At 69.7% G+C, this 23,442-nt stretch carries 18 protein-coding genes and 1 CRISPR repeat array; of the genes, 14 read left to right on the forward strand and 4 right to left on the reverse strand.

What is annotated here, in order from left to right; genetic code table 11:
* Positions 1 to 18: 18 nt before the first annotated feature.
* Positions 19 to 717 carry a recombinase family protein gene (locus GA0074694_RS21295; RefSeq protein ID WP_245714831.1) on the reverse strand — a complete coding sequence of 233 codons (699 nt, stop codon included), beginning with the start codon at positions 715 to 717 and terminating at the stop codon, positions 19 to 21.
* 177 nt (positions 718 to 894) lie between these two features.
* On the opposite strand from GA0074694_RS21295, the gene GA0074694_RS21300 reads away from it, so the two are divergent.
* The 12 genes from GA0074694_RS21300 to GA0074694_RS21355 all read left to right on the forward strand — a co-directional run bounded on the left by GA0074694_RS21300 (position 895) and on the right by GA0074694_RS21355 (position 19,768).
* Positions 895 to 1,332, forward strand: a complete 438-nt coding sequence (locus GA0074694_RS21300) for a hypothetical protein (protein ID WP_091461151.1) — start codon at positions 895 to 897, stop codon at positions 1,330 to 1,332.
* Positions 1,329 to 1,523: a hypothetical protein gene (locus GA0074694_RS21305; protein ID WP_091461153.1), complete on the forward strand. Its 195-nt coding sequence runs from the start codon at positions 1,329 to 1,331 to the stop codon at positions 1,521 to 1,523. Before GA0074694_RS21300 ends, GA0074694_RS21305 begins: the two co-directional genes overlap by 4 nt.
* 519 nt (positions 1,524 to 2,042) lie before the next feature.
* Positions 2,043 to 8,477: direct repeats of the CRISPR family, unit length 28 nt; unit sequence GGAAGACCCCCGCGCGTGCGGGGACGAC.
* Positions 8,478 to 8,793: 316 nt separating this feature from the next.
* On the forward strand, positions 8,794 to 11,559 hold the full coding sequence (locus tag GA0074694_RS21310; protein WP_091463544.1) for a CRISPR-associated helicase/endonuclease Cas3: 2,766 nt from the start codon (positions 8,794 to 8,796) through the stop codon (positions 11,557 to 11,559).
* Between the two features lie 321 nt (positions 11,560 to 11,880).
* Positions 11,881 to 13,497: a type I-E CRISPR-associated protein Cse1/CasA gene (gene casA, locus GA0074694_RS21315; RefSeq protein ID WP_091463547.1), complete on the forward strand. Its 1,617-nt coding sequence runs from the start codon at positions 11,881 to 11,883 to the stop codon at positions 13,495 to 13,497.
* Complete coding sequence (gene casB, locus GA0074694_RS21320) at positions 13,494 to 14,078, forward strand: type I-E CRISPR-associated protein Cse2/CasB (RefSeq protein WP_091461156.1); 585 nt, start codon at positions 13,494 to 13,496, stop codon at positions 14,076 to 14,078. The genes casA and casB overlap by 4 nt, the downstream gene beginning before the upstream one ends.
* 59 nt (positions 14,079 to 14,137) lie before the next feature.
* Entirely contained in the window at positions 14,138 to 15,298 is a 1,161-nt protein-coding gene (gene cas7e / locus GA0074694_RS21325) for a type I-E CRISPR-associated protein Cas7/Cse4/CasC (protein ID WP_091461159.1), read from the forward strand.
* The gene (cas5e, locus tag GA0074694_RS21330) at positions 15,295 to 16,104 is read left to right on the forward strand and encodes a type I-E CRISPR-associated protein Cas5/CasD (protein WP_091461161.1); all 810 of its coding nucleotides are present in this window, start codon (positions 15,295 to 15,297) and stop codon (positions 16,102 to 16,104) included. Before cas7e ends, cas5e begins: the two co-directional genes overlap by 4 nt.
* A gap of 5 nt (positions 16,105 to 16,109) precedes the next feature.
* Complete coding sequence (gene cas6e, locus GA0074694_RS21335) at positions 16,110 to 16,841, forward strand: type I-E CRISPR-associated protein Cas6/Cse3/CasE (RefSeq protein WP_091463550.1); 732 nt, start codon at positions 16,110 to 16,112, stop codon at positions 16,839 to 16,841.
* A gap of 1 nt (position 16,842) precedes the next feature.
* The gene (gene cas1e, locus GA0074694_RS21340) at positions 16,843 to 17,835 is read left to right on the forward strand and encodes a type I-E CRISPR-associated endonuclease Cas1e (protein ID WP_091461163.1); all 993 of its coding nucleotides are present in this window, start codon (positions 16,843 to 16,845) and stop codon (positions 17,833 to 17,835) included.
* A 56-nt stretch (positions 17,836 to 17,891) separates the two neighbouring features.
* On the forward strand, positions 17,892 to 18,110 hold the full coding sequence (gene cas2e / locus GA0074694_RS21345; RefSeq protein ID WP_245715017.1) for a type I-E CRISPR-associated endoribonuclease Cas2e: 219 nt from the start codon (positions 17,892 to 17,894) through the stop codon (positions 18,108 to 18,110).
* 228 nt (positions 18,111 to 18,338) lie between these two features.
* A complete protein-coding gene (locus GA0074694_RS21350) occupies positions 18,339 to 19,574 on the forward strand; it encodes an IS256 family transposase (RefSeq protein WP_141714315.1) in 1,236 nt (411 codons plus the stop codon).
* Positions 19,571 to 19,768 carry a hypothetical protein gene (locus tag GA0074694_RS21355; RefSeq protein ID WP_091461169.1) on the forward strand — a complete coding sequence of 66 codons (198 nt, stop codon included), beginning with the start codon at positions 19,571 to 19,573 and terminating at the stop codon, positions 19,766 to 19,768. Before GA0074694_RS21350 ends, GA0074694_RS21355 begins: the two co-directional genes overlap by 4 nt.
* A gap of 24 nt (positions 19,769 to 19,792) precedes the next feature.
* Here the strand turns inward: GA0074694_RS21355 and GA0074694_RS21360 are convergent, their stop codons facing one another.
* The gene (locus GA0074694_RS21360; protein WP_091453604.1) at positions 19,793 to 20,635 is read right to left on the reverse strand and encodes an IS5 family transposase; all 843 of its coding nucleotides are present in this window, start codon (positions 20,633 to 20,635) and stop codon (positions 19,793 to 19,795) included.
* 646 nt (positions 20,636 to 21,281) lie between these two features.
* Between GA0074694_RS21360 and GA0074694_RS21365 the strand changes: the two genes are divergently transcribed.
* Positions 21,282 to 21,533: a hypothetical protein gene (locus tag GA0074694_RS21365; RefSeq protein ID WP_091461172.1), complete on the forward strand. Its 252-nt coding sequence runs from the start codon at positions 21,282 to 21,284 to the stop codon at positions 21,531 to 21,533.
* Positions 21,530 to 21,949 carry a hypothetical protein gene (locus GA0074694_RS21370; RefSeq protein WP_091461175.1) on the forward strand — a complete coding sequence of 140 codons (420 nt, stop codon included), beginning with the start codon at positions 21,530 to 21,532 and terminating at the stop codon, positions 21,947 to 21,949. The genes GA0074694_RS21365 and GA0074694_RS21370 overlap by 4 nt, the downstream gene beginning before the upstream one ends.
* A gap of 216 nt (positions 21,950 to 22,165) precedes the next feature.
* Here GA0074694_RS21370 and GA0074694_RS31890 read toward each other — a convergent pair whose 3' ends face one another.
* Entirely contained in the window at positions 22,166 to 22,333 is a 168-nt protein-coding gene (locus GA0074694_RS31890; RefSeq protein WP_176738054.1) for a hypothetical protein, read from the reverse strand.
* Between the two features lie 106 nt (positions 22,334 to 22,439).
* Positions 22,440 to 23,234: a C39 family peptidase gene (locus tag GA0074694_RS21375; RefSeq protein ID WP_245714832.1), complete on the reverse strand. Its 795-nt coding sequence runs from the start codon at positions 23,232 to 23,234 to the stop codon at positions 22,440 to 22,442.
* Between the last annotated feature and the right edge of the window lie 208 nt (positions 23,235 to 23,442).

Genomic DNA, 23,442 nt, shown 5'->3' on the forward strand with positions numbered 1-23,442 from the left:
ACAGCACAACGCCGCTGCTCACCGGTCTTGCAGGGCGGCCTGGTTGTCGCGTTGGGTCGGAACGAGGTTAGGCAGCGCGCTGTACAGGGTGCTGCGAGAGACGCCGAGCAGCTTGGCGATCGAGGTCATCGTGCGGTTCGGCTCGGCGAGCAGCTGCAGCGCGTACGCGACCTTCTCCGGCGTCATGGCCGGCGGCCGGCCGAGCCGTTGCCCGCGGGCGCGAGCTGCGGCCAGGCCCTCGTTGGTGTTGGCCACGATGATGGTACGCAGGAACTCGGCCAGCGCGGCGAAGACGTGGAAGACGAACATCCCTCCTGCGGTGGTGGTATCGAGCTTTTCGTGCAGGGACTGGAAGCCAACGCCGTGGCGCTTGAGCCGGCCGACGATGCCGATCAGGTCTTCCAGCGAGCGGCCGAGCCGGTCGAGCGAGACGACGGTGAGCACGTCGCCGGGCCGGATGTACTCGAACACCTTGGCTAGCTCGGGCCGATCGGTGTTCTTCCCGGATGCCTTGTCGAAGAAGCATTTGGCGCAGCCGGCCGCGGTCAGTGCGGCTTGCTGGCGGGCGAGGTTCTGCTCGCGGGTGGAGACTCGCCCGTAGCCGACGAGCACGCCTGCGAGCGGAGTCGGGGCGAGCAGGTCGCCCTCGACGGGCATGGGGGTGACGGTCACGCCGTCCAGAGTGCCCATCAAACCCGTCGTCGGGTTGTTGGACACGCCGACTTTCCAGACGGGTTTTTCGGACGCGATCTACCCGCCCCGGCGACCCATCTTGATCTTGTCCGGAAAACGATCGTTTCCCGAACAAGATCCAGAATCCCGGAGAGTCGGTCGCCAAATGCGACAGGCACAATGACTTGCGATCATCGCAAAATAGTGCGCAATATGTAAGGCATGACTCGACGAGACATCTTCACCGACGTGGCCGCGATCCTGTACCCGATCCCGCAACCCGACCCCGGCGAGGAACACGACGACGGCTTCCCCGCCGCGCGGGACGAAGCTGCCGAAGACCAAGAACGCGCTGCCGAGAACCTGCGGGCCGCGTGGGACGGAGGCGATCAGGACCCGCTGATCGGCGCGCTGGCCGGTGCCCGCCGCGCGAAGGAGGAAGCCGAGCAGCGGATCCGCGAGCTGATCGCCTACGGCCGCGAGTTCGTCCAACCCCGCCCCTACACGCTGGGCGACCTGGCCGCAGCCGCCGGCTTGTCCATCTCCGGCGTGCGCACCGCCTACAGCCACCGCGACGTCGCCCAAGTCGCCGACGCCACCGGCGCCAAGCCCCGAGAGTGGCGAGCCCCCGATCCCGAGGACGGGCAGGCAATGGCATGAGCGCGACGGCCTGCCTCTGCCCGATCCGCTGGCGGCACCTCTACGCCATGATCGAAGGCACTCGCTACGAGGTAGAACCAAGTCTCGGCGACACCGCGACCAGCATGCTGTTCCGGGCCTGGTGCGCCGGCTGCGGTGCTGAGTACACCCACCCGTTCCGCATCAGCGATACGCGGCACCAGGCAGCCTGACCGGGCCGCCCCGTGACCTCAATTGCGCTGGCCGGGCCGGACACGACACCGACTCGAGGTCGCGCCAAAACGCCGACACCTCGGCGGAGGACCCCCACGTGCGTGGGGAGGACACCGACGACGCGGACTGGCCGAACAGCGCCGGCGGAGCACCCCCACCCTCGCTTTCTGTGCGGACGTTCTCAGCGACGGCGGAGCACCCCCACGTGCGTGGGGAGGACACCACCGCCGCCACCGGCGGATCCAAGGTCCGCGGAGCACCCCCACGTGCGTGGGGAGGACGCCTCGGTGTGCTGCGGGGACGACTGGCGAGCTCGGGTCATCGACATTCCTTCGGTAGGAAGACCCCCGCGCGTGCGGGGACGACGGGCGGGTTCGGCGCTCCGTGATGTCGGGCAACGGAAGACCCCCGCGCGTGCGGGGACGACTCCTCCGCCCGGCCGGTGCGGTTGATCCGCTCCGGAAGACCCCGCGTGCGGGGACGACACCTCCGTGGTGACGTTCTTCGAGTCGCTGGACGGAAGACCCCCGCGCGTGCGGGGACGACGCCAACACCGCGACCCCGTTGATCCGTAGCTGGGGAAGACCCCCGCGCGTGCGGGGACGACGAGCGCGGCAGAGGGTTTGGTGAGCCGTGGTGGGGAAGACCCCCGCGCGTGCGGGGACGACGGATCCAGGGTGAACGGGACCAGATAACCGCCGGGAAGACCCCCGCGCGTGCGGGGACGACAGCTCGGACCAGGTCCCGGAGTACGACGATCGGGGAAGACCCCCGCGCGTGCGGGGACGACTTCGGGATAGCGAACGTCGCAAGCTCGACGTAGGGAAGACCCCCGCGCGTGCGGGGACGACGACCGGTCCGGCGGTGGCGTCCTGGGCCCAGCCGGAAGACCCCCGCGCGTGCGGGGACGACTTGAACCCTCCCCGCCTCGGACGCGATGTCGGCGGAAGACCCCCGCGCGTGCGGGGACGACGTCGACCACCGGCCGGACCCCCGACCAAAGACAGGAAGACCCCCGCGCGTGCGGGGACGACGCCCTACTGCTGGGCCTGCCCCTGGTCGCCGGGGGAAGACCCCCGCGCGTGCGGGGACGACGGACCTCCTCTTCGACGGCCATAAGCCGCCGCAGGAAGACCCCCGCGCGTGCGGGGACGACCTCACCTACACCGACCTGCCCGCCTGGCGGGGCGGAAGACCCCCGCGCGTGCGGGGACGACGTCGGCGATGCGCTGCGGGGAGCGGTGGCCGGCGGAAGACCCCCGCGCGTGCGGGGACGACTCCACAAGCCGGGTGATGATCTGCCGAGCCATGGGAAGACCCCCGCGCGTGCGGGGACGACCCTCGAAGTGCCCTACGCCGATACGGCGCTCAGAGGAAGACCCCCGCGCGTGCGGGGACGACTCGATGTAGACCCGGAAGACCTGAAAGCCAAGCGGAAGACCCCCGCGCGTGCGGGGACGACGACGAGCTGTGCAGCAGCTCGTGGCCGAGGGCCGGAAGACCCCCGCGCGTGCGGGGACGACTCGAGCAGGCCGGCGGCGACCAGGCCGCCGAGCGGAAGACCCCCGCGCGTGCGGGGACGACGCGCGCGGCGGCGGCGTCGTACGCGGTGAGCAGGGAAGACCCCCGCGCGTGCGGGGACGACCCGACGGTGGCGGCGTCGGCCTCCTTGGTGAGCGGAAGACCCCCGCGCGTGCGGGGACGACCCGACGTACTGCCACGGCCGGGCGCGCATCTCCGGAAGACCCCCGCGCGTGCGGGGACGACGCGGGAGTCGAGATACCGGTAGAGGCCGGCCAGGGAAGACCCCCGCGCGTGCGGGGACGACGTCCCGCCGCCGTAGGTGGCGGCGGCGTACACCGGAAGACCCCCGCGCGTGCGGGGACGACCCGAAATCCGCGAAGAAACGAGAGGCGCCCGAAGGAAGACCCCCGCGCGTGCGGGGACGACGGCCTTGAGCTCGTCGACGTAGGCGGCGGCCTGGGAAGACCCCCGCGCGTGCGGGGACGACACTGATCAGGGTGTCGGCGCCGGGCGCGACCAGGGAAGACCCCCGCGCGTGCGGGGACGACTGCACGCCGTGTCCCGCCCGTCCACACTCGCCCGGAAGACCCCCGCGCGTGCGGGGACGACGAGGTCCGCCGCCAGTGGCGGGCCGTGAAGCACGGAAGACCCCCGCGCGTGCGGGGACGACCCAACCGGCACGCCTGTCAGGCGCTCGGAAAGGGGAAGACCCCCGCGCGTGCGGGGACGACACCTGCTGGTGCCGTACCGGGAGGTGCGCAACCGGAAGACCCCCGCGCGTGCGGGGACGACGTACTCGCGCTATCCGGGGGAGTGTGGCTGCCGGGAAGACCCCCGCGCGTGCGGGGACGACGTCTCGACCTGGACGCGTCGCCGCCACCCGGCCGGAAGACCCCCGCGCGTGCGGGGACGACAGGCTGACGGCGCTCTGGCTCCGCCTGCCGGCGGGAAGACCCCCGCGCGTGCGGGGACGACGACCCGCCGTCGGGTCGGGACGCCGTGACGTCGGGAAGACCCCCGCGCGTGCGGGGACGACCGGCCAGCGCGTTGACCCGCTGCTCGGCGGCCAGGAAGACCCCCGCGCGTGCGGGGACGACACCCAGACGCTCGTGGAGTTCTCGGTGTTGAAGGGAAGACCCCCGCGCGTGCGGGGACGACCCGCTGGTGGAGGTGACCGCGAGGCCGACCGGCGGAAGACCCCCGCGCGTGCGGGGACGACCGAGGGCGACTGCCGCCAGGCAGGCGACCACGGGGAAGACCCCCGCGCGTGCGGGGACGACACCACCACCGACCTCCAGACCGTCGTCGACGACGGAAGACCCCCGCGCGTGCGGGGACGACAGGGCGGCCGCCGCCTCGCCGCGGTGGTGTTCGGGAAGACCCCCGCGCGTGCGGGGACGACCACTTCTCCTCCTTCTCCCCTTTCCCCTTGTCCGGAAGACCCCCGCGCGTGCGGGGACGACGCTCGCCGGAATAGCCATCCACCAGTGGCGAACGGAAGACCCCCGCGCGTGCGGGGACGACGCACTTTCAAATCCCTCGACTGCCTTGGCGTACGGAAGACCCCCGCGCGTGCGGGGACGACCCCCCGAAGAGTCAAGTCTCAACTCCGACCGGGGGAAGACCCCCGCGCGTGCGGGGACGACATGGCCACCCGCTGCCACCGCTGCGGTCTCCGAGGAAGACCCCCGCGCGTGCGGGGACGACAATCCGTGGGTCGCCCAGAAGGTCCAGCCCGGTGGAAGACCCCCGCGCGTGCGGGGACGACCCATGCCCCTGCCCAGCGACGGCTACCAGCCGGGGAAGACCCCCGCGCGTGCGGGGACGACGGTCGGTCGGTGGGCCGGAGCCACCCGCGCAGGGGAAGACCCCCGCGCGTGCGGGGACGACGGCGATCGAGTAGTCGCGGACAACGGTGACGGTGGAAGACCCCCGCGCGTGCGGGGACGACCGGGCGAACAGATGCCACCGCGCGTTCTCGATCGGAAGACCCCCGCGCGTGCGGGGACGACGGTGCTGCGAGACGCCGCCGCGCGGCCGGACGGGGAAGACCCCCGCGCGTGCGGGGACGACGAGGCAGCGGCATGAGGTGCCGCGCAGTGTGCGGGAAGACCCCCGCGCGTGCGGGGACGACACCCCCGGCTGCGACAACTGCTACGCCGAAACCGGAAGACCCCCGCGCGTGCGGGGACGACGCTAGGGCGGCCATGGTCGACCCGTTGCCCTGGGGAAGACCCCCGCGCGTGCGGGGACGACACCTTGTCGGCGGTGACCGCCCCCGCCTCGATCGGAAGACCCCCGCGCGTGCGGGGACGACAGGTGACACAGCACGGCGTACGCGCCCGGGAACGGAAGACCCCCGCGCGTGCGGGGACGACGCCGCGACACCGCCGACGATCTGCGCCCCAACCGGAAGACCCCCGCGCGTGCGGGGACGACCACACGGCTCCCGTCTACCGAACCGTCGACCAGGGAAGACCCACGCGCGTGCGGGGACGACCCGTCGGGGTGGTCGTGAAGCGATCCATGACGGGGAAGACCCCCGCGCGTGCGGGGACGACCGGACGGTGGCTGGCCTGCCGCAGATGTAGCACGGAAGACCCCCGCGCGTGCGGGGACGACACGCCGCTGTTCCACCCGAACGAGCGGGCCGATGGAAGACCCCCGCGCGTGCGGGGACGACGACCTGCCCGACGGCCGGTACTTCGACGGCCTGGGAAGACCCCCGCGCGTGCGGGGACGACGGCAGGAGCGCGGGGATGCGGTCGTGGATGGCGGGAAGACCCCCGCGCGTGCGGGGACGACGTCATCTCGGCGGCCGTCGCAGCGGTCGTCAGCGGAAGACCCCGCGCGTGCGGGGACGACTGCCACAGCAGCGCGCCCTGCGGGTCCTGGGTGGGAAGACCCCCGCGCGTGCGGGGACGACAGGCAACCCGCCGACGTCATGCCTGTGGATAACGGAAGACCCCCGCGCGTGCGGGGACGACTCAGCCTCAAGCCCCGGAGTGCAAGCGACGCCGGGAAGACCCCCGCGCGTGCGGGGACGACGCCAGGGCACCGATGACAGCCTGCACGGCCGACGGAAGACCCCCGCGCGTGCGGGGACGACTCCGGGATCCGCGGCGATGTGGAGACGCCCCTGGGAAGACCCCCGCGCGTGCGGGGACGACCTACACGGGGCACGCCAACGCGGCCCATCCGGGGGAAGACCCCCGCGCGTGCGGGGACGACCGGGCCGGGCCGGTGTCCGCCTTCACCGTCCGGGGAAGACCCCCGCGCGTGCGGGGACGACGCGTACGACGCCTCACCGGACGCGGGCGCGTCGGGAAGACCCCCGCGCGTGCGGGGACGACCAGCCCTCCCGCTCGACGCGCTCGACGGTCCAGGGAAGACCCCCGCGCGTGCGGGGACGACCGGGCCACGGCCACGCCGGAGATCGTGACGGCGGGAAGACCCCCGCGCGTGCGGGGACGACTTGTCCATCACGTCCGCGACCCCGGCGACCACCGGAAGACCCCCGCGCGTGCGGGGACGACCCGGCGGCGGGGGTGATGATCTGGCCGAGGTGGGGAAGACCCCCGCGCGTGCGGGGACGACTCTGTGAGCCGGATGTCGCGGCGCGAGAAGGTCGGAAGACCCCCGCGCGTGCGGGGACGACGTCAGGGCCGGTGTGAAGGTCGCTGTGACTGGCGGAAGACCCCCGCGCGTGCGGGGACGACGGGATCGAGGATGCCGGTATCGCGCTCCGCGAGGGAAGACCCCCGCGCGTGCGGGGACGACCCGGTCGCGGACTACGTGGCCTGGTCGGCGGAGGGAAGACCCCCGCGCGTGCGGGGACGACGTGGCGCGCGTCGGCCGAACGGAGGAAACCGGCGGAAGACCCCCGCGCGTGCGGGGACGACTCGCTGATCAGCTCGACGGGCTGGAAGGTGCCGGGAAGACCCCCGCGCGTGCGGGGACGACGAACGGGCAGACGAAACGCGCTGCCCATACCCCGGAAGACCCCCGCGCGTGCGGGGACGACGCCTGCTGCAACTCCCGCACCATCTCGCGAACCGGAAGACCCCCGCGCGTGCGGGGACGACATGTCCCGCAGCGAGTCGCCGGAGACGGCGACGGGAAGACCCCCGCGCGTGCGGGGACGACGGGCATCTCGCAGACGGCGGTGTTGAGCAGCGTGGGAAGACCCCCGCGCGTGCGGGGACGACAGGAACACCCCGCCATCCTCGACCCGACCGAGCGGAAGACCCCCGCGCGTGCGGGGACGACGTCCGCGCGGCGGTCAGCTTGCCGTACCTCGTGGGAAGACCCCCGCGCGTGCGGGGACGACCCGGTCGTGGGCCCACCAGTAGGCGCGCATCGCGGAAGACCCCCGCGCGTGCGGGGACGACGGCGTCATCGAGGAACCGGTACAGGTCGCCGTCTGGAAGACCCCCGCGCGTGCGGGGACGACACGCGGACGGCCTCGGCGTACCTGGCGCGGTCGGGAAGACCCCCGCGCGTGCGGGGACGACCGGTGCTCACGGACCCGGCTCTGTTCGGCCCACGGAAGACCCCCGCGCGTGCGGGGACGACGACGCCCCGGATCTGTCGGTGCAGGCCCATCAGGGAAGACCCCCGCGCGTGCGGGGACGACCCTCGGACGGGCTGATCCCTCGGGTGCTGGCCTGGAAGACCCCCGCGCGTGCGGGGACGACGCCGGGAAGACGAACCCGGCCGGGCCGGTGAGCGGAAGACCCCCGCGCGTGCGGGGACGACTGCTCCTCCAGGGCGCGGCGCCGCTCGGTCTCCGGAAGACCCCCGCGCGTGCGGGGACGACGGGCCGGGGCCGGCATACCGTCGCAGTCATCCGGGAAGACCCCCGCGCGTGCGGGGACGACGTGGGGTGGAGCCAGCCGAGTAGGCGGATGAGGGGAAGACCCCCGCGCGTGCGGGGACGACGGCGGCGTCCGGGTGCACGCGGGAGGCCTCGAAGGAAGACCCCCGCGCGTGCGGGGACGACGAACACGTTCCCCGAACAGGGGGATGGGTCATCGGAAGACCCCCGCGCGTGCGGGGACGACGATCCGTCATCGGTCAGACCGTTGGCGCGGTGCGGAAGACCCCCGCGCGTGCGGGGACGACCTGGTAGTTGGCGGGCACCGTCCACCAGGCCTCGGAAGACCCCCGCGCGTGCGGGGACGACTCTGTTTCCTCCCACGGGGTCTATGCTCTAGCCGGAAGACCCCCGCGCGTGCGGGGACGACCCCAAGGCGAAGGAACTCCGTCAGGCCCGGTCGGGAAGACCCCCGCGCGTGCGGGGACGACGCGACCACCACCGGCGCGACCACCGGCGGCGTAGGAAGACCCCCGCGCGTGCGGGGACGACCCCGACCGCGTGCGGGCCGACCTGGTCCCACGAGGAAGACCCCCGCGCGTGCGGGGACGACACTTGCTGACCTGGGGCTTTATCGCGCAGGCATCGCAAATTCATTCAGTTGGTTCATCGATCAGGTTCGCGTGGACGTCGGTGTCATGGCAGGTGGCCTCCTCGATCGCCGCGTTCACTCAATCCTACGGAGCGCCGGTCACCAGCGGGCGCGACGCAGGGCCTTGTCCCTCGGTGCCGTACGGCTGGTTCGTTGGATGGGTTTTCGCGAGCACGGAAATGAATCTGGGTGGGGTCAAAGTCGACTTGTGTCGGGAAGGCGACTCACCAGGTGGCGGGGTGAGGATATGTCGGTGGTGGCTTTTACAGTCGCCGCCATGTCGTCGGACCATGCCCGTGCACTTGCCGCGTTGTGGGGGAAGTCGAATGCTGGCGGGTATCCCAACCTGCTGCTGCAGCATCTCCTGGATACCGCCGCGGTTGGAGAGTTGATCTGGGACAGCTATCTCGCTGACCGTGTCAAGTGGTGGCTCGACGAGCTTTCCGGTGGTAATGGTCGTCGATTCTTTGCTCTTCTTTGTGGCTGGCATGACGTGGGGAAGGCTTCCCCGGCGTTCCAGAACAAGGTCGATCATCTGGCGCAAGGAGTGCGGGCCGCCGGTCTGACGTGGCGTCACCTGAATGCGCAGTCGATGAGGTGGCATCACACGCGGGCGGGAGCGGTGATCATTTCATCGGTTCTGCAGGAGGCGGGGTGGCGCCGGGAGGCTGTCGAGTGGGTTTGGCCGATGGTGGCTGGCCATCACGGCTTGGTTCCTTCGCGTCGCGACGTGTTCACGGCGGCTGGCAGGTTCCCTGATGCACAAGGTGGCGGTGCCGCCTGGCAGGAGACGCAGGCCGCGCTGGTGCGTGCTGTCGCTGATCACCTCGGTGTCGATCTGGCGGGTGCGGCTCCAGTCAAGACTCCACGCCGGGGCGAGCAGCTCGGCCTAGCCGGTTTCATAATCATGGCGGACTGGATCGCCAGCAGCGATCACTTCGGTGGTGTCTTCCACCTGCCCGACGTCACTATGGCCGAGGCACGTAAACGGGCGGCTAATGCCTGGGCGACGCTGGAGCTGCGTGGCGGGTGGGGTGGGGGTGCGTACCGTCAGGTGCCGGATCTGGTGGCGGCGCGGTTTGGCAAGGGAGCCCGTCCGTTGCAGGCCGCGTGCGTCGCGTTGGCCGAGCAGATGGCTGCACCGGGGCTGCTGATCATCGAGGCGCCGATGGGGGAGGGGAAAACCGAGGGGGCGTTGGCCGCCAGCGAGGTTCTGGGCCGGCGGTTCGGCTTCGACGGAATCTTTGTGGGCATGCCCACGCAGGCGACCAGCGACCCCATGTTCGACCGGGTGCTGCAGTGGGCCGGCAAGGTCGATCCGCATCTACCGGTGGGCCTGCTGCACGGCAAGCGCATGTTCAACCCTCAGTGGAACGCCCTCCAGCGCAGCATCCACTTCGCCGGTATCGACGACATGGGGTGCGAGGACGAGTTCGACCTCACAGGGCCAAGCCAAACGATCCGTCCCGCGCATGCCCCAGCGCAATGGTTCCTTGGGGCGAAACGGGGCATGTTCATGCCGATCACCGTCGGGACCATCGACCACCTGCTGTACGCGGCGACCCGCACCAAGCATGTGATGCTCCGGCATGCCGGCCTGGCCGGCCGAGTGGTGGTCCTGGACGAGATCCACGCCTACGACGTCTACATGTCGCAGTTCCTGCACGAGGCGCTGCGTTGGCTGGCGGATGCGGGGGTGCCGGTGATCCTGCTGTCAGCGACCCTGCCGCCGCAGCAGCGTCAGAGCCTGATGCGCGCCTACCTGCAGGGGGTGCAGGGCCGCCGTGACGTCGAGCTGCCAGCCCTCGATGAGACCGATGGCTATCCGGCCCTGCACGCGCTGACCGTCTCCGGTGACACCGTCACCTGCACGACCCGGACAGCAGCCCCGTGGCGGGAGGCGAGTCGGGTGGCCGTGGAGATCGTGCAGGAGGCCTCCGCTGGCAGCCCAGACCCGGTTGTGGGTCTTCTCGACGGCGAGCTGCGTGACGGTGGCTGCGCCTTGGTCATCCGCAACACGGTCGGCCGCGCCCAGCGCACCTACCAGGCTCTGATGGACCGTTGGGGCGACGACACCCTGATTCTTCTGCACGCACGGTTGACGACCGCTGCGCGCGCCGAGCGTACGCAGAAGGCGCTGGAGCTGCTCGGGCCGCCCGGCGGTGAGATCTCGCGCCCGCACCGGCTGATCGTGGTGGCCACACAGCTCGCCGAGCAATCCTTCGACGTTGATGTGGATGTGCTTGTCACCGATCTTGCCCCGATCGACCTTGTGCTGCAGCGGGTCGGCCGTGTGCACCGGCATGTCCGTCCGGGGCGCACGCGTCTGCCGAAGGTGTATGTCACTGGCATACGGACCGCGCAGGACGGACCACCGTCGTTCCCGCCTGGCAGCGAGGCCGTGTATCGGCGTTACCCTCTGCTTCGAGCCGCCGCGTTGGTCACCGAAGCCGTAGGCGCCGGCGGATGGAGCATCCCCGCCGACGTGCCCGACTTGGTCCGCCGAGGCTACGACACCACCACCCACGCCGTTCCAGAGACGTGGTTGCTGGCAACCGAGGCCGCGCACGAGGCGTGGCGAACCGAGCAGCAGGCCCGGCGGCACGCGGGGGAACAGTTCCTGCTCGCCGGTGAGAGCAACCTCGGCGCCCCGACCCTGGCCGGGCTGCACGACCGTCCCTCGGGTGAGGCACCCAGCGACGACGAACTGGCAGCGGTCGTGCGGGACGGCCCTGAGACCGTCGAGGCTGTCCTTGTCCGCAGGATCGGCGACTGCTACTACACGCTCGACGGGCGTCGCCTCGGCCCTAACGGTGACGTCAGCGGCAGTGGAATCGCCGAGGAGGTGATCGGGGCGATCGTACGTCTGCCCGCCCGCGTCACCGAAGCCGCGAAGGCACTCGAGCCCCTTCCCGGCTGGTACGGCAACCCCTGGCTCCACAAGGCCCGAGCCCTCTGCGTCGACGACTGCAACTCAGTCGTCCTCGGTGACCGGCGACTCACCTACGACCACCAGCTCGGACTGCTGGAAAACAAGGCATGACGATCATGGCAAGTAACCCCGCGTTGGCGGGGACACCCTCGGGCTTCGCGCAGTACCAGCCACATCAGCGGACCACTCCGGCGTTGGCCAGACGTGCACACCCTATCGATGATCAAGCCACGGTCTCAAAACACGCCAGCACCCGCTAGCCATATCAGCTTGGCTGTCCACTGTAGAGTCACGAAGCATGCGGGGTTCCCGCCAGCGGCTTCTCTGCCGAGAAAGTCGTGGGCGAGGTCGTGCTCCGTCGCAAGGTCCTCGCCATGCCGGTCAGCGTGATCCCGAGCGACCGGTGGTTGTCATAAGACATGTGGGGTGCTGATGGAGAGACACTCGTTCAATCTGCTGGACCAGGAGTGGGTGCCGGTCGTGGAGGGCGGCCAGCCGAGGTGCTTGTCGCTCATGGATGTGTTGGTCCGAGCGCATGAGATCGACGGACTGAGTACTGCCAACCCGTTGGAAACCGTGGCGGTACTGCGGCAGGTACTGCTGCCGATTTACCTGGATGCGTGCGGCATTCCCAACAGCGAAGCCGAGTGGGAACACCGGCGGGCGGTCGGCCAGGTCGACGTTGGTCTGCTCAAGCCGTATCTGGACGAGCATCGGGTGCGGTTTGACCTGTTCGGCGACCGGCCGTTCGGCCAGGCAGCGGGACTGCGGACGGCGAAGGACGAGGACAAGCCCATCTCCTTGTTGGTCGCGGCGACGGCGACCGGTAACAACGTGCCGCTGTTCACGTCTCGGAACGAGGCGAACCCGCCGTCGATGACACCGGCCGAAGCGGTGAGGGCGATGCTGGCCGCGCAGTGTTGGGACACGGCCGCCATCAAGTCGGGCGCCGCTGACGATCCGCAGGTGAAGGGCGGCAAGACCACCGGGAACCCTACCGGTCCATGTGGCGCGCTGGGCGTTGTCGTGCCGATCGGCCGGAACCTGTTCGAGACCTTGTTGTTGAACAGCCCGATCGTGCGGCAGCCGCCGCGCGAGGACCGCCCGCAGTGGCGGCGTGAGCTGGCGATGACCGGGGTCTGGGAGACGCGGTCCGCATTGGGGTTGTTGGATCTGCTGACCTGGCAGTCTCGCCGGATACGTCTCATCCCCGAGAACGACGCCGGTGGGGCGACCGTGGTGCGGCGAGTGGTGCTCACCGCCGGTGACCGCCTGCAGCTCATACCGAGGGATGTGGAGCCGCACACCGCTTGGCGCAGGGTCGATAAGCCACGCGCCGGCCAGGCATCGCATATGCCGATGCGGCATGCCCCGGGTCGGGATGCGTGGCGAGGGCTCACCCCGATGCTGGCCACCGTGCCGGGCACCGACCTCGCCTACAGCAGCAGCATCCTACTCACCCAGCTCGGTGACGTCGAGGTCAGTGACCTGCCGCTGCAGGTGTTGACGGTGGGCGTCGCATACGGCAACCAGTCGGCGGTGGTGGAGGACATCCTCGCGGACATGATCCCGCTGCCGCTGGCCGCGTTCGCGGCCGGTGAGGTGCGGCGCCTGGTTGAGGCGGTGGTCGAGCAGGCTGAGGAATTACGGAGGGCTGGTAACCGGCTCGATGACGACCTGCGGCGGGCCGCCGGTGGTGATCCGGTGCCCTGGGACAGGGGACTGCGGCCCGGGGACGCGTTGATGCATGAACTCAACCGGGTGGTGCGGCGCTTGCTGGCGGGTCTGCAGCGCGAACCGGAGCGGTGCGAGGAAGCGGAGGACGCGTGGCGGCGGTCAGCTTACGGACTGGCGCTCAAGGCCGCGGAGCCCGCGTTGGCGGCCGTGCCGCCGACGGCGTTCCTCGGCCGTGAGGAGGACGACAAGCAGGCCAAGAAACAGAAGAAGACGTATCGGGCGAGCCTCGCCGAGGCGTGGTACGAGGGAGCGGTCCGCAAAATCCTCGGTGTCGAGCCCGCTCATGTCAGCGAATGGAAGGCGCAGGGATGACCAGCACCGACGATCAGGGCCAGCGGAAGGGAAACCGCCCGTTCTTCTGGGAGAAGGACTATGCGAAGAGTCCACCCGAGGGCGCGGACCTTGCCGCGCTGCGCCGCGGGTGGGGACGACCGGCCGGTGCGGTACCGGCGATGTGGCCGCACTACACGCGACTGCGCGCCGACGGCTGGGCGAGCCCGCAGCTACACGCCGAGCACGCCGCGCTGGTGCTGTTCGCTCTGCATCAGCAGTCCCAGTCAAGACTGGTGCACCAGCCAAACGTCGGACTGGGCCTGGCGGTGGCGAAGCTACGTGACTGCGGAAAGTTCAGCGCCGACGCGGTCACTGGCCGGTTCGGCGCGGCAGCGACGGCAACCAGCTTCACCGAGGTCGTCGCTCATCTGCGGGGCCTGGTGACCCAACTGCGTGCCCTCGCCCCGACACAGCCGCTGGACTACACCCAGCTCTTCTGGGATCTGTGCAGGTGGCAGGACCCGGAAAACGTGCACGAAATCCGGCGACGGTGGGGCTCCCAGTACTTCACCCACCGCGAGAAGACGGAGAACGTCACTGACGCAGGCGCCGCCGCCTGAGACGACACCCTGCACAGAGCTTTACACCAACAAGCCACCAGCACACCTTGGGAGAACCGGTGACCGAAGCGCGCACCTACATCGACATCCACATCCTGCAGACCGTGCCACCGTCGAACCTCAACCGAGACGACGCCGGCAGCCCGAAACAAGCCATCTACGGCGGTGCCCGCCGGGCCCGTGTCTCCTCCCAGGCATGGAAACGCGCCACCCGCAAGTCCTTCACCGAAGACCTCGACTACTCGCCCAGCCAGTTGGGAACCCGCACGAAGCGGGTGTCGACGCTACTGGCCGAACGACTGGCCGCCCGGACGAACCTCGACGACGAGGCCGCGACCCGGCTGAGCAACGCACTGCTCGCACACGACTTGGACATCAAGCCCGGCAAGAAGCCCACCGAAACCGCCTACCTACTGTTCGTCGGCCGGAACCAACTCGAAGCGATCGTCGACCTGGTCGCCGACCGGGCCGCCGAGCTGACCGCGCTGCCCGACGACGCACTCGCCAAGGCCGTCGCCGACCTACCGGTGCGCGCGCAGCTGACCGTCAAGCACCCGATCGACGTCGCTCTGTTCGGCCGGATGGTCGCCGACATCCCCACCCTCAACGTTGACGCGGCCACCCAGGTCGCGCACGCCCTGTCGGTGCACCCCGTGGAGATCGAGTTCGACTACTACACGGCTGTCGACGACGAGAAGAAGCCCGACGAGGACGCTGGCGCGGCGATGATCGGCACCGTCGAGTTCACCTCCGCGACCCTGTACCGGTTCGCCACCCTCGACGTGCGGCAGCTCGCCGGCAACCTCGACCAGGACCTCGAGGCGACTGTCGAGGCCGCCCAGGCATTCCTGCACGCCTTCGTCACCTCCATGCCCACCGGACACCAGAACACCTTCGCCCACCGCACGATCCCCAGCCTCGTCTCCTACGTCGTCCGGACCAACCAGCCGGTCAACCTCGTCAACGCCTTCGAGAAGCCGATCCGCAACCGCGACGGCATCGCCGCCGCTGCCACCACGCGCCTGGCCACCGAACTGGACCGCACGAGCACCGCCTGGGGGCTCACCCCCCTCGCGGTAGCCAGCGTGTACGACCCAACCCTGGCCGATGCCTCCACCATCGCGCGGGTCTTCGGCGAATCGCGTAGCCTCGCCGACGCGATTGACGCGACCATCGCCACCGTGCGAACCCGGCTGACCGGAACCTCGACCACGCGATGAGCGACTCGACGTTCTGCCTGGTGCTCCGGCTGGCCGGGCCCCTGCAGTCGTGGGGCGGACGCGGCCAGCTCAACCGCCGTGACACCCTCGACGAACCCACCAAGAGCGGAATCCTCGGCCTCCTCGCCGCCGCCCAGGGCCTGCGCCGGCAAGACTCCATCGAGAAGCTGCTCGGCCTCAACCTGGGTGTACGCACCGACCAACCCGGATCGCTGCTGCGGGACTACCACACCGTCAGCGACTACCGCGGCCGTCCGCTGCCGTCTGCCGCAGTCAACGCCAAGGGTGTGCAGAAACCGACCTCACCGCCGAAGCACACCCACGTCACCCAACGCTTCTATCTTCAGGACGCGGTCTTCGTCGCCGCCGTCAACGGCCCGACCGACCTGCTACGCACCCTGGTCGACGCCCTGCGTAGCCCGACCTTCCCGCTGGCCCTCGGCCGGCGATCCTGCCCGCCAACCCAGCCGCTGCTGCTGACCCCCGACGACACACACCGCGTCGACCGTGACGCACTCTGGCCCGGACAGCCCCTCGAGGTGCTCCACCGCGTGCCCTGGCAAGCCAGCGACTCCCACCGCACCTCCCGCTCCCACCGCAAAACGATGCCCGCAACCGTGGACCTGCCGGTCACCGTCGACGACGAGCATGGCGACGACATCCGTGTCGACGTGCCCGCCTCGTTCGACCCACTACACCGAGGGTTCAACACCCGTCGGGTCCGCCAAGAATGGGTGCGCCTCGCCACCGGCGAACCCGAGAACAGCCAACCTGACCATGATCCCTTCGCCCTACTCGGGTGGTAGCCACCATGCCCTACCTGTCCCGTATCCACCTCAACCCGCTGCGCACCCAGGCCCAACGGATGCTGAACAACCCCCAGGTGCTCCACGCCGCCGTCCTCGGCGGCCTCAGCCGCCAACCCGTCACAGAACGCGTCCTGTGGCGGCTGGAAACCCACCAGCACCACCTCGCCGTCCTCGTCCTCACCCAGACGAAACCGTCCTGGGAACACCTCATCGAACAGGCCGGCTGGCCCAACGCCGACGAACCCCAAGCCCTGGTCAAACCGTACGAACCGCTGCTCGACCAGATCCAGCGCGGCCGAACCTTCGCGTTCCGACTCAAGGCCAACCCCACCAGCGCCACCAAGAAATTGATCAAACCAACCACGACGCAGGCGGAACACCTCGCCGACGAACGGCCACGGGGCGTTCGGGTAGCACACACCAAACTGCCCGAACAGGTCGACTGGCTATTGGCCAAGCTTCACCGGGCAGGCTGCACCGTCCCGACCGACACCATCAACGACAACGAGGTGCCTGCCGTCCGGGCGACCGACCGGCACCGGCTCCGTTTCCACAAGAACGGCCGCCGTGCAGACACACCCGTGACCCTGGAAGCCGTCACCTTCGACGGCCTGCTCCAAGTCGACGATCCGGCAACGACCCGATCGGCGCTGCTCGACGGCATCGGCACCGGCAAGGCCTACGGCTTCGGCCTGCTCACCCTCGCCCCACCACGCCCCCTCCAGGAGTCCTGACGTGTGGTGGCTGGCCGACCCACAAGACCTGCACCGCGTAGCTGACCGCATCTCCAGCGTCTACGTCGAACGCTGCCACATCGACCGCGACGACAACGCGGTCGTCCTGGTCAACCGCGAACGCACCGTCCGCATACCCGCCGCGATGGTCGCCACCCTCCTCGTCGGCCCCGGAGCCCGCATCACCACCGCCGCCGTACGCCTGCTCGCCGACTCCGGCACCGCCCTGTGCTGGGTCGGCGAGAAAGGCGTACGCCTCTACGCCTCCGGCATCGGCCCCAGCCGAGGATCCCAACTCCTCCTCCGCCAGGCATACCTGGTCACCCGCACCAAAGAACGCCTCGCCGTCGCCCGCCGCATGTACGGGATGCGCTTCCCCGACGAAGACGTCAGCGCTTCCACCATGCAACAACTACGCGGACGCGAAGGCGCACGCGTCAAGAAGATCTACCGCACCCACTCGGCCCGCACCGGCGTGCCCTGGGACGGCCGACTCTACAAACCCGGCCAACCCTTCGAAACCGGCGACGACGTCAACCGACTCCTCTCCGCAGGACACAGCTGCCTCTACGGCATCTGCCACGCCGCGATCGTCGGCCTTGGCGCCAGCCCGGGACTCGGCTTCGTCCACACTGGCGGCGCCACCTCCTTCGTTCTCGACATCGCCGACCTCTACAAGGCCGACTACACGATCCCCCTCGCCTTTGACCTCGCCGCCAAAGGCCACACCAGCGAGCGCGACGCCCGCACCGCCTTCCGCGATCGCATCGCCGACGGCAAACTCATGACCCGCATCGTCCAGGACATCAAGGCACTCCTGCTCAGCGAGGTAACCGACGTCCCCGAGCAGGACGCCCACGAACTCTGGGACGAATCCCTCGGCTCCGTTCCCGGCGGTATCAACTGGGCCAACGACTACGCCGACGCCCTCGACGCCACCACCTTCATCGCCATCACCGGACCCGAGGTCCACGAACCCAAGGTGGACTTTTGACCGTTGTCGTCCTCATCGCCGTCGCCGAAGGCCTCCGCGGCCACCTCACCCGCTGGATGGTCGAAGTCGCCGCCGGAGTCTTCGTCGGCAACCCCAGCACCCGCATCCGCGACCGCCTCTGGGCAACACTCGCCACCCGGGTAGGAGACGGACAAGCCATCATGATCGAACCCGCCCGAAACGAACAAGGCTGGGCAGTTCGCACCGCCGGCCGGGACCGGTGGGTACCTGTTGACCTCGACGGACTCATCCTCTCCGCTCGACTCCGCCGATAGGGGAACTCGAACAGATTCCCCTTCGAACATGCGGGCTCCAGTAAGCGGAGGCGAGACGGCAGCAGAAGCCCGACAGCGGGAAGTCCTGGAGATCCCGCCGGCGAGTTGCGTCCGGCAGAGTGGTGTATGGCAGACCTGCAGCTCAGAGCCGGTTTGGCGTAGACGTGAGGCGGCCACCGCGTGATCATTCGGACTGAGTTCCCGCTCAAGCTCGAGGAGATCAACGCGATGGCCACCCCCAGTATCGATCCTGCCCGGTTCCTACACGAGCACCTCGCCGCGGCATCACCGGACCTGCTGCGTTCACTGCTGACCACGTTCATCGACACCCTGATGTCCGCCGAGGCCGACGCCGTGTGCGGCGCGGAGTACGGCACCAGCTCCCCGGATCGGGTCAACACCCGTAACGGCTACCGGCACCGCGACTTCGACACCCGCGCCGGGACCCTCGACGTCGCGATCCCGAAGTTGCGGCAGGGCTCGTACTTCCCGGACTGGCTGCTGGAGCGCCGTAAGCGTGCCGAGGCGGCCCTGACATCGGTCGTCGCGACGTGTTACCTGCTCGGCGTCAGCACCCGGCGGATGGACAAACTGGTCGAATCCTTGGGGATCACCCGGCTGTCGAAGTCGCAGGTCAGCGTGATGGCCCGCGACCTCGACGAACACGTCGCGTCGTTCCGCACCCGCCCCCTCGATGCCGGGCCGTACACGTTCGTCGCCGCTGACGCCCTCGTGCTCAAGGTTCGTGAAGGCGGCCGCGTCGTCAACGTCCACGCCCTGCTCGCTACCGGCGTGAACGCCGACGGGCACCGCGAGATCCTCGGCCTACAGGTCACCAGCGCCGAAGACGGCGCCGGCTGGCTCGCGTTCTTCCGTGACTTGACCGCCCGCGGTCTGACCGGCGTGCGCCTGGTGACCTCGGATGCGCACCGCGGCCTCGTCGAGGCGATCGGCGCCACTTTGCCCGGCGCGTCCTGGCAAAGATGCCGGACTCACTACGCGGCGAACCTGATGTCCGCCACGCCGAAGGCGTCCTGGCCGTGGGTGAGAACGTTACTGCACAGCGTCTACGACCAACCCGACACCACGTCGGTGCACGCCCAGTACGACCGCCTCATCGACACCGTGCACACCAAACTGCCCGCCGTCGCCACGCACTTGGAAGCTGCCCGCGATGACGTTCTGGCATTCACCGGCTTCCCGAAAGAGATCTGGCGACAGATCTGGTCGAACAACCCGCAGGAACGCCTGAACCGGGAGATCCGCCGCCGCACCGACGTCGTCGGGATCTTTCCCGACCGCCACGCCTTGATCCGCCTCGTCGGCGCCGTGCTGGCCGAACAACACGACGAGTGGACCGAAGGCCGCCGCTACTTCGCCCTCGACGTCCTCGCCCGCGCCCGCACCACACCCACACCCGACACCACCGCCGCCGACCGACCCGCCATGCAGGCCGCAGCATGAGCCACCCGACACCACACCCCGACATCCCCGACCGGGCCACCCGCCACGCACTCAACGCCACGCTGGCCGCCACCGGCGCCGAAACCGGCTTCTACGACGACCACGGCCGCCCCGCACCCTGGCCCGACGACATCGATCAATGGACCCCCACCAGCAACGACTCCACCACCGACCCCGCAGAACACCCCTTCTAAGAGGTCGCGCGGAATGGTTGTTGATCATCGGCGGCGGGCGGGTCGGTTGTTCCACCGGTAGAGGGTCCATGCACGCCGGATGAGGCTGCGGACGGTGATGATCGCGTCGGCGAGGTCGAAGAAGGCGTCGATGACCTTCTCTGTTCGTTCGTAGCAGCGTTGCAGCCGGTTGAACGCGTTGTGCCAGCTGTTCGTCCGTTCGACGTGCCACCGTTGGCTCGCCTGGATGGGCGCCTTGTCGCCCTTGTGGGCGATCTCACCGGTCAGGCCGCGCTCGGCCAGCAGGGCGCGGGTGACCTGGGAGTCGTATCCGGCGTCGAGGTGCACCGTGATGGCCTGGGGTAGTGGGCCGAGGTCGTCGAGGTGGTCGAGGGTGGGGCCGAGCAGGGGTGAGTCGTGTCGGTTCGCGCCGGCCAGGACCCGGCCGAGGGGGATGCCGTAGCCGTCGACCATCAACGAGCGTTTCATGCCCTGCTTGCCCCGGTCGACCGGTGAGCGTCCGGCGGCCTCGCCGCCGCCGGGAGCCTTGGTGATGCAGCCGTCCACGGCGATGTCGTCGAGGACCAGGCCGACGAGCCGGTCGTAGGCGTCCAGGGCGATCTGTTTGAGCTGGGCGAACACCCCAAGCTCTATCCACTCGTCACGGCGGCCGCGGATCGTGGTGGCCGAACAGGTGGCATCGGCGATCGCCTCGTAGGCGCAGCCGAACCGCAACACCTGGACCAGCTTGTCGAACACGATGCGGTCATCGATCCGCTTGCGGTGACAGCCCAGCGGATGTGTCGGTTGGTAGGTCGGCCGATCGGGGAGCAGCGCGGCGAACTGGACCCACAACGGCTCGATCAGCCATGCTGGGATGGCAGGCACAGAACCTCCCGTGATCACGGAGCGTCAGCAACTTCATGATCACCAGTTCTGTGTCTGCATCCGTTCAGGCGCGCCGATCAACCCACCATTCCGCGCGACCTCTAACCCAGACCGAAAAGATCACGCCTCAACCGCGAAACACCACTCCCAGGGACTTGACCCACCGGACCCGCACCCTGCCGCGCTGGCCGCCGAGCATGGGCGGTCCAGCCGGTGCGGCTGGCACGCACACCGAGTGCCGAACCAACGACCGGTCGGCTGGCCGCGTCAGGATCCGAACTGTCCCGGTCCTCGCCGGGCTGCGGTCCGCAGGCCCGCCTCAGGGGAAACGAGAAGCCCTCCCGGCCGGGATGGTGTCTGGCTGTCCGGCCGGGGTCACACGCGTCTGTCACAGCGGCTGCGAACCAACCCCGAGACACGCCCGAAATGCGGCTTTTGCCGTGCATATAAGTTTCCTTCTCTGGTTTATGGACACGGCTGCCGATGTCTTGGTTGGCTTCTTCGGCAGGACCTGCCGGGTCCTCGGCGATCCGCGAACGACTCCTGGCTCGTGCGTCGATCTTGCGACACGCAGAAGCGGCAGCCGGCGACTGGCCTTGTCTGGCTGGTAGCACCGCAGGTGCTACCAGCCAGGTAGGCTGGGAGCATGACCGTGAAACGTTCGATCAGCGTTCCGGATGATGTCGCCGAGTGGCTTGATGGTCAACCGAACGTCTCCGCTGCGATCACTGCGGCGGTGCGGGCGCAGATGGCCGGCACCCAACTGGAGGAGGCGCTGCGCCGCGCTGGTATCGAGGTCACCGAGGCGGGCAAGGCCCGTTGGCGGGAGCGGTTGACGGCCCCGATTCCTGACGCTGCCTTGGCCGAGGGACAGCGGATGCTCGATGAGGCCGCGTGAGCGGCGGTCAGGTCGCGGTGGTCCTGGACGTCACCGCGCTGGTCGCTTACGTCGACGGGCAGGTCGCTGTCGGTGAGCTGATCGCTGAGGTCGCTGACGAGGGCCGGCAGGTGGCTGTCCCGGCTGCCTGTCTCGCTGCCGCCTATGCTGCCACTACCGGTGATGTCGGTGCGGCGCTGCTGACCCTGCTTGCCAGTACGCCGGCGGTGACCGTGGTTCCTCTCGGGGCCGAGCCCGGCGTTGACGATGCCCGCCAGGTCGGTGTTCTGGCTCGTGCCGTTGGCGGTGACCTTGCCCTGGGCCATGCCGCTCGTACCGCCATCGTCTGCCAAGCCCACCTGGCGACCACCGACCCGAAGTTGGCTGCCGCTGTCCTGCCCGCGGGGTGGAGCATCCTCGACCTCAGCCAGGCATAGGAGTCGGCCGACGGGGCTTGCACGGGGTCGTCGGGGCAGGATGCGGTTGCGGTCGGGAGGCCCTTCTCGCGGTGGTGCCCGCCCTGCATGTCCGGGGACCCTTGCGCCGCGCCGGCCGGCCTGCTTCGACACCAGGCGGTCGGCGACGACTGGCTGGAGGTGACGCAGCCGGGGTCCGGACCGCTTGTCTAGCTTGTCAGGTGGGGTTCAGCCCCGTCAGTCCAGGCCCGCGTAGAGCCATTGGAAGGTGGCGCGACAGGCCATGGAGTCGGTGCGCCGCGCCGTCAGCAGGATCGACTGGGCGCCGTCCGGTGGAGTGCCGCTGACCTCAGCGTCTTCGCCGCCCGCTGTGATCGTGCCCTGCGCGATGGCGTCGAGTGTCATCGCCTGGTATCTAGTTAGAGGCCCTGCGTGAACGCCTGGCCAGTGACACGTCGACGGGCCCGCCCCCGGGATGGGGGCCGGCCCGTCGTGGTCGTGCGTGTGTGGGTCAGGCGGAGTAGCCGCGGGTGGCGGTCCAGTCCGCGAGGGCCTCGGTGGTGATCCAGTAGGAGGCCTGGTCGGGGTTGGCGGAGTCGGCGATCTTGACGGTGTTGCCGTTGTCGCGGTAGCCGACGACGCTGATGTAGTGGCCACCTTCGAAGGAGTGGGCGACACCGTCGGTGTCGGTGGCGGTGCCGATGATGTTGGCGACGACCGCCCGGCCGTCGTCGATGGCGGTGACGACGTCGGCGCGCAGCTTGTCGGTCTGCTTGTCGTCGGCCATGGACGTGGGGATCTCGGTGGTGCGGTAGACGTCCTTGCCCATCTTGGCGTTGAGCGCCTTGGTGATCAGGTCGACGGAGTCGGTGCCGTTCTCGGTGGTGCCCATCTCCCGGGCGAGGTCGTCCTGGGAGATGTCCTTGTCCATGGTGGTCAGGGCGTTACGGGCGGCGGCGGGGCCGCAGTAGAAGAAGTTCGGCTGCGCCTGGTAGCGCACGCGCAGCTCCCTCTCGCTCTTGCCGTTGCCGCGTCCACGGTCATCACGGTCGTTGCCACGGTCACCACGGTTGTTCCCACGGTCACCGCGGTCGTTGCCACGGTCGCCGCGGTCGTTGCCACGGTCGCCGCGGTCGTTGCCACGGTCGTCCCGGTCAGGTCCGCGGTCGGTGGTTACCGACGACACGGCCGTGGGGGCGCTGGCCGAGGCGGGGGCGGCGAAGGCGGTCGCAGGACCGGCGATGGCGCCACCGGCCAGGGCGGCACCGGCGATGGTCAGGGCGGCCTTACGGATCAGCGTGGTCATGAGGGTGTCCTGCCTTTCCGTTGGTCGGGGGCGCGTGGCGCGGGGGTGCCACGGGATGTGTCGACGCGCCGGTGACACGGGGGTGCCACGGGCGGAAAAAGAGTGGGGGCGGACCCGGGGTTTGTGCCCTCTCAGGTGCGCCGGGTTCGTACAGCGCCACCCGCCCGGCTCGGCATTCCAGGTGCGGGGCACCTCGTCGAGGGTGGGG

It is taken from the genome of Micromonospora inyonensis (assembly GCF_900091415.1).
In the GTDB taxonomy this organism is placed as follows: Bacteria; Actinomycetota; Actinomycetes; order Mycobacteriales; family Micromonosporaceae; genus Micromonospora; species Micromonospora inyonensis.

Excerpts from the sequence above, each read along its gene's own strand:
- cas6e (WP_091463550.1), top strand. The coding sequence starts at position 16,110 with ATGCCCTACCTGTCCCGTATCCACCTCAACCCGCTGCGCACCCAGGCC.
- casB (WP_091461156.1), top strand. The coding sequence starts at position 13,494 with ATGACCAGCACCGACGATCAGGGCCAGCGGAAGGGAAACCGCCCGTTC.
- GA0074694_RS21350 (WP_141714315.1), top strand. The coding sequence starts at position 18,339 with ATGGCCACCCCCAGTATCGATCCTGCCCGGTTCCTACACGAGCACCTC.
- casA (WP_091463547.1), top strand. The coding sequence starts at position 11,881 with ATGGAGAGACACTCGTTCAATCTGCTGGACCAGGAGTGGGTGCCGGTC.
- GA0074694_RS31890 (WP_176738054.1), bottom strand. The coding sequence starts at position 22,333 with ATGACACTCGACGCCATCGCGCAGGGCACGATCACAGCGGGCGGCGAA.
- GA0074694_RS21355 (WP_091461169.1), top strand. The coding sequence starts at position 19,571 with ATGAGCCACCCGACACCACACCCCGACATCCCCGACCGGGCCACCCGC.
- GA0074694_RS21365 (WP_091461172.1), top strand. The coding sequence starts at position 21,282 with ATGACCGTGAAACGTTCGATCAGCGTTCCGGATGATGTCGCCGAGTGG.
- GA0074694_RS21300 (WP_091461151.1), top strand. The coding sequence starts at position 895 with ATGACTCGACGAGACATCTTCACCGACGTGGCCGCGATCCTGTACCCG.
- cas2e (WP_245715017.1), top strand. The coding sequence starts at position 17,892 with ATGGTCGAAGTCGCCGCCGGAGTCTTCGTCGGCAACCCCAGCACCCGC.
- GA0074694_RS21375 (WP_245714832.1), bottom strand. The coding sequence starts at position 23,234 with ATGACCACGCTGATCCGTAAGGCCGCCCTGACCATCGCCGGTGCCGCC.
- GA0074694_RS21310 (WP_091463544.1), top strand. The coding sequence starts at position 8,794 with ATGTCGTCGGACCATGCCCGTGCACTTGCCGCGTTGTGGGGGAAGTCG.
- cas5e (WP_091461161.1), top strand. The coding sequence starts at position 15,295 with ATGAGCGACTCGACGTTCTGCCTGGTGCTCCGGCTGGCCGGGCCCCTG.
- GA0074694_RS21305 (WP_091461153.1), top strand. The coding sequence starts at position 1,329 with ATGAGCGCGACGGCCTGCCTCTGCCCGATCCGCTGGCGGCACCTCTAC.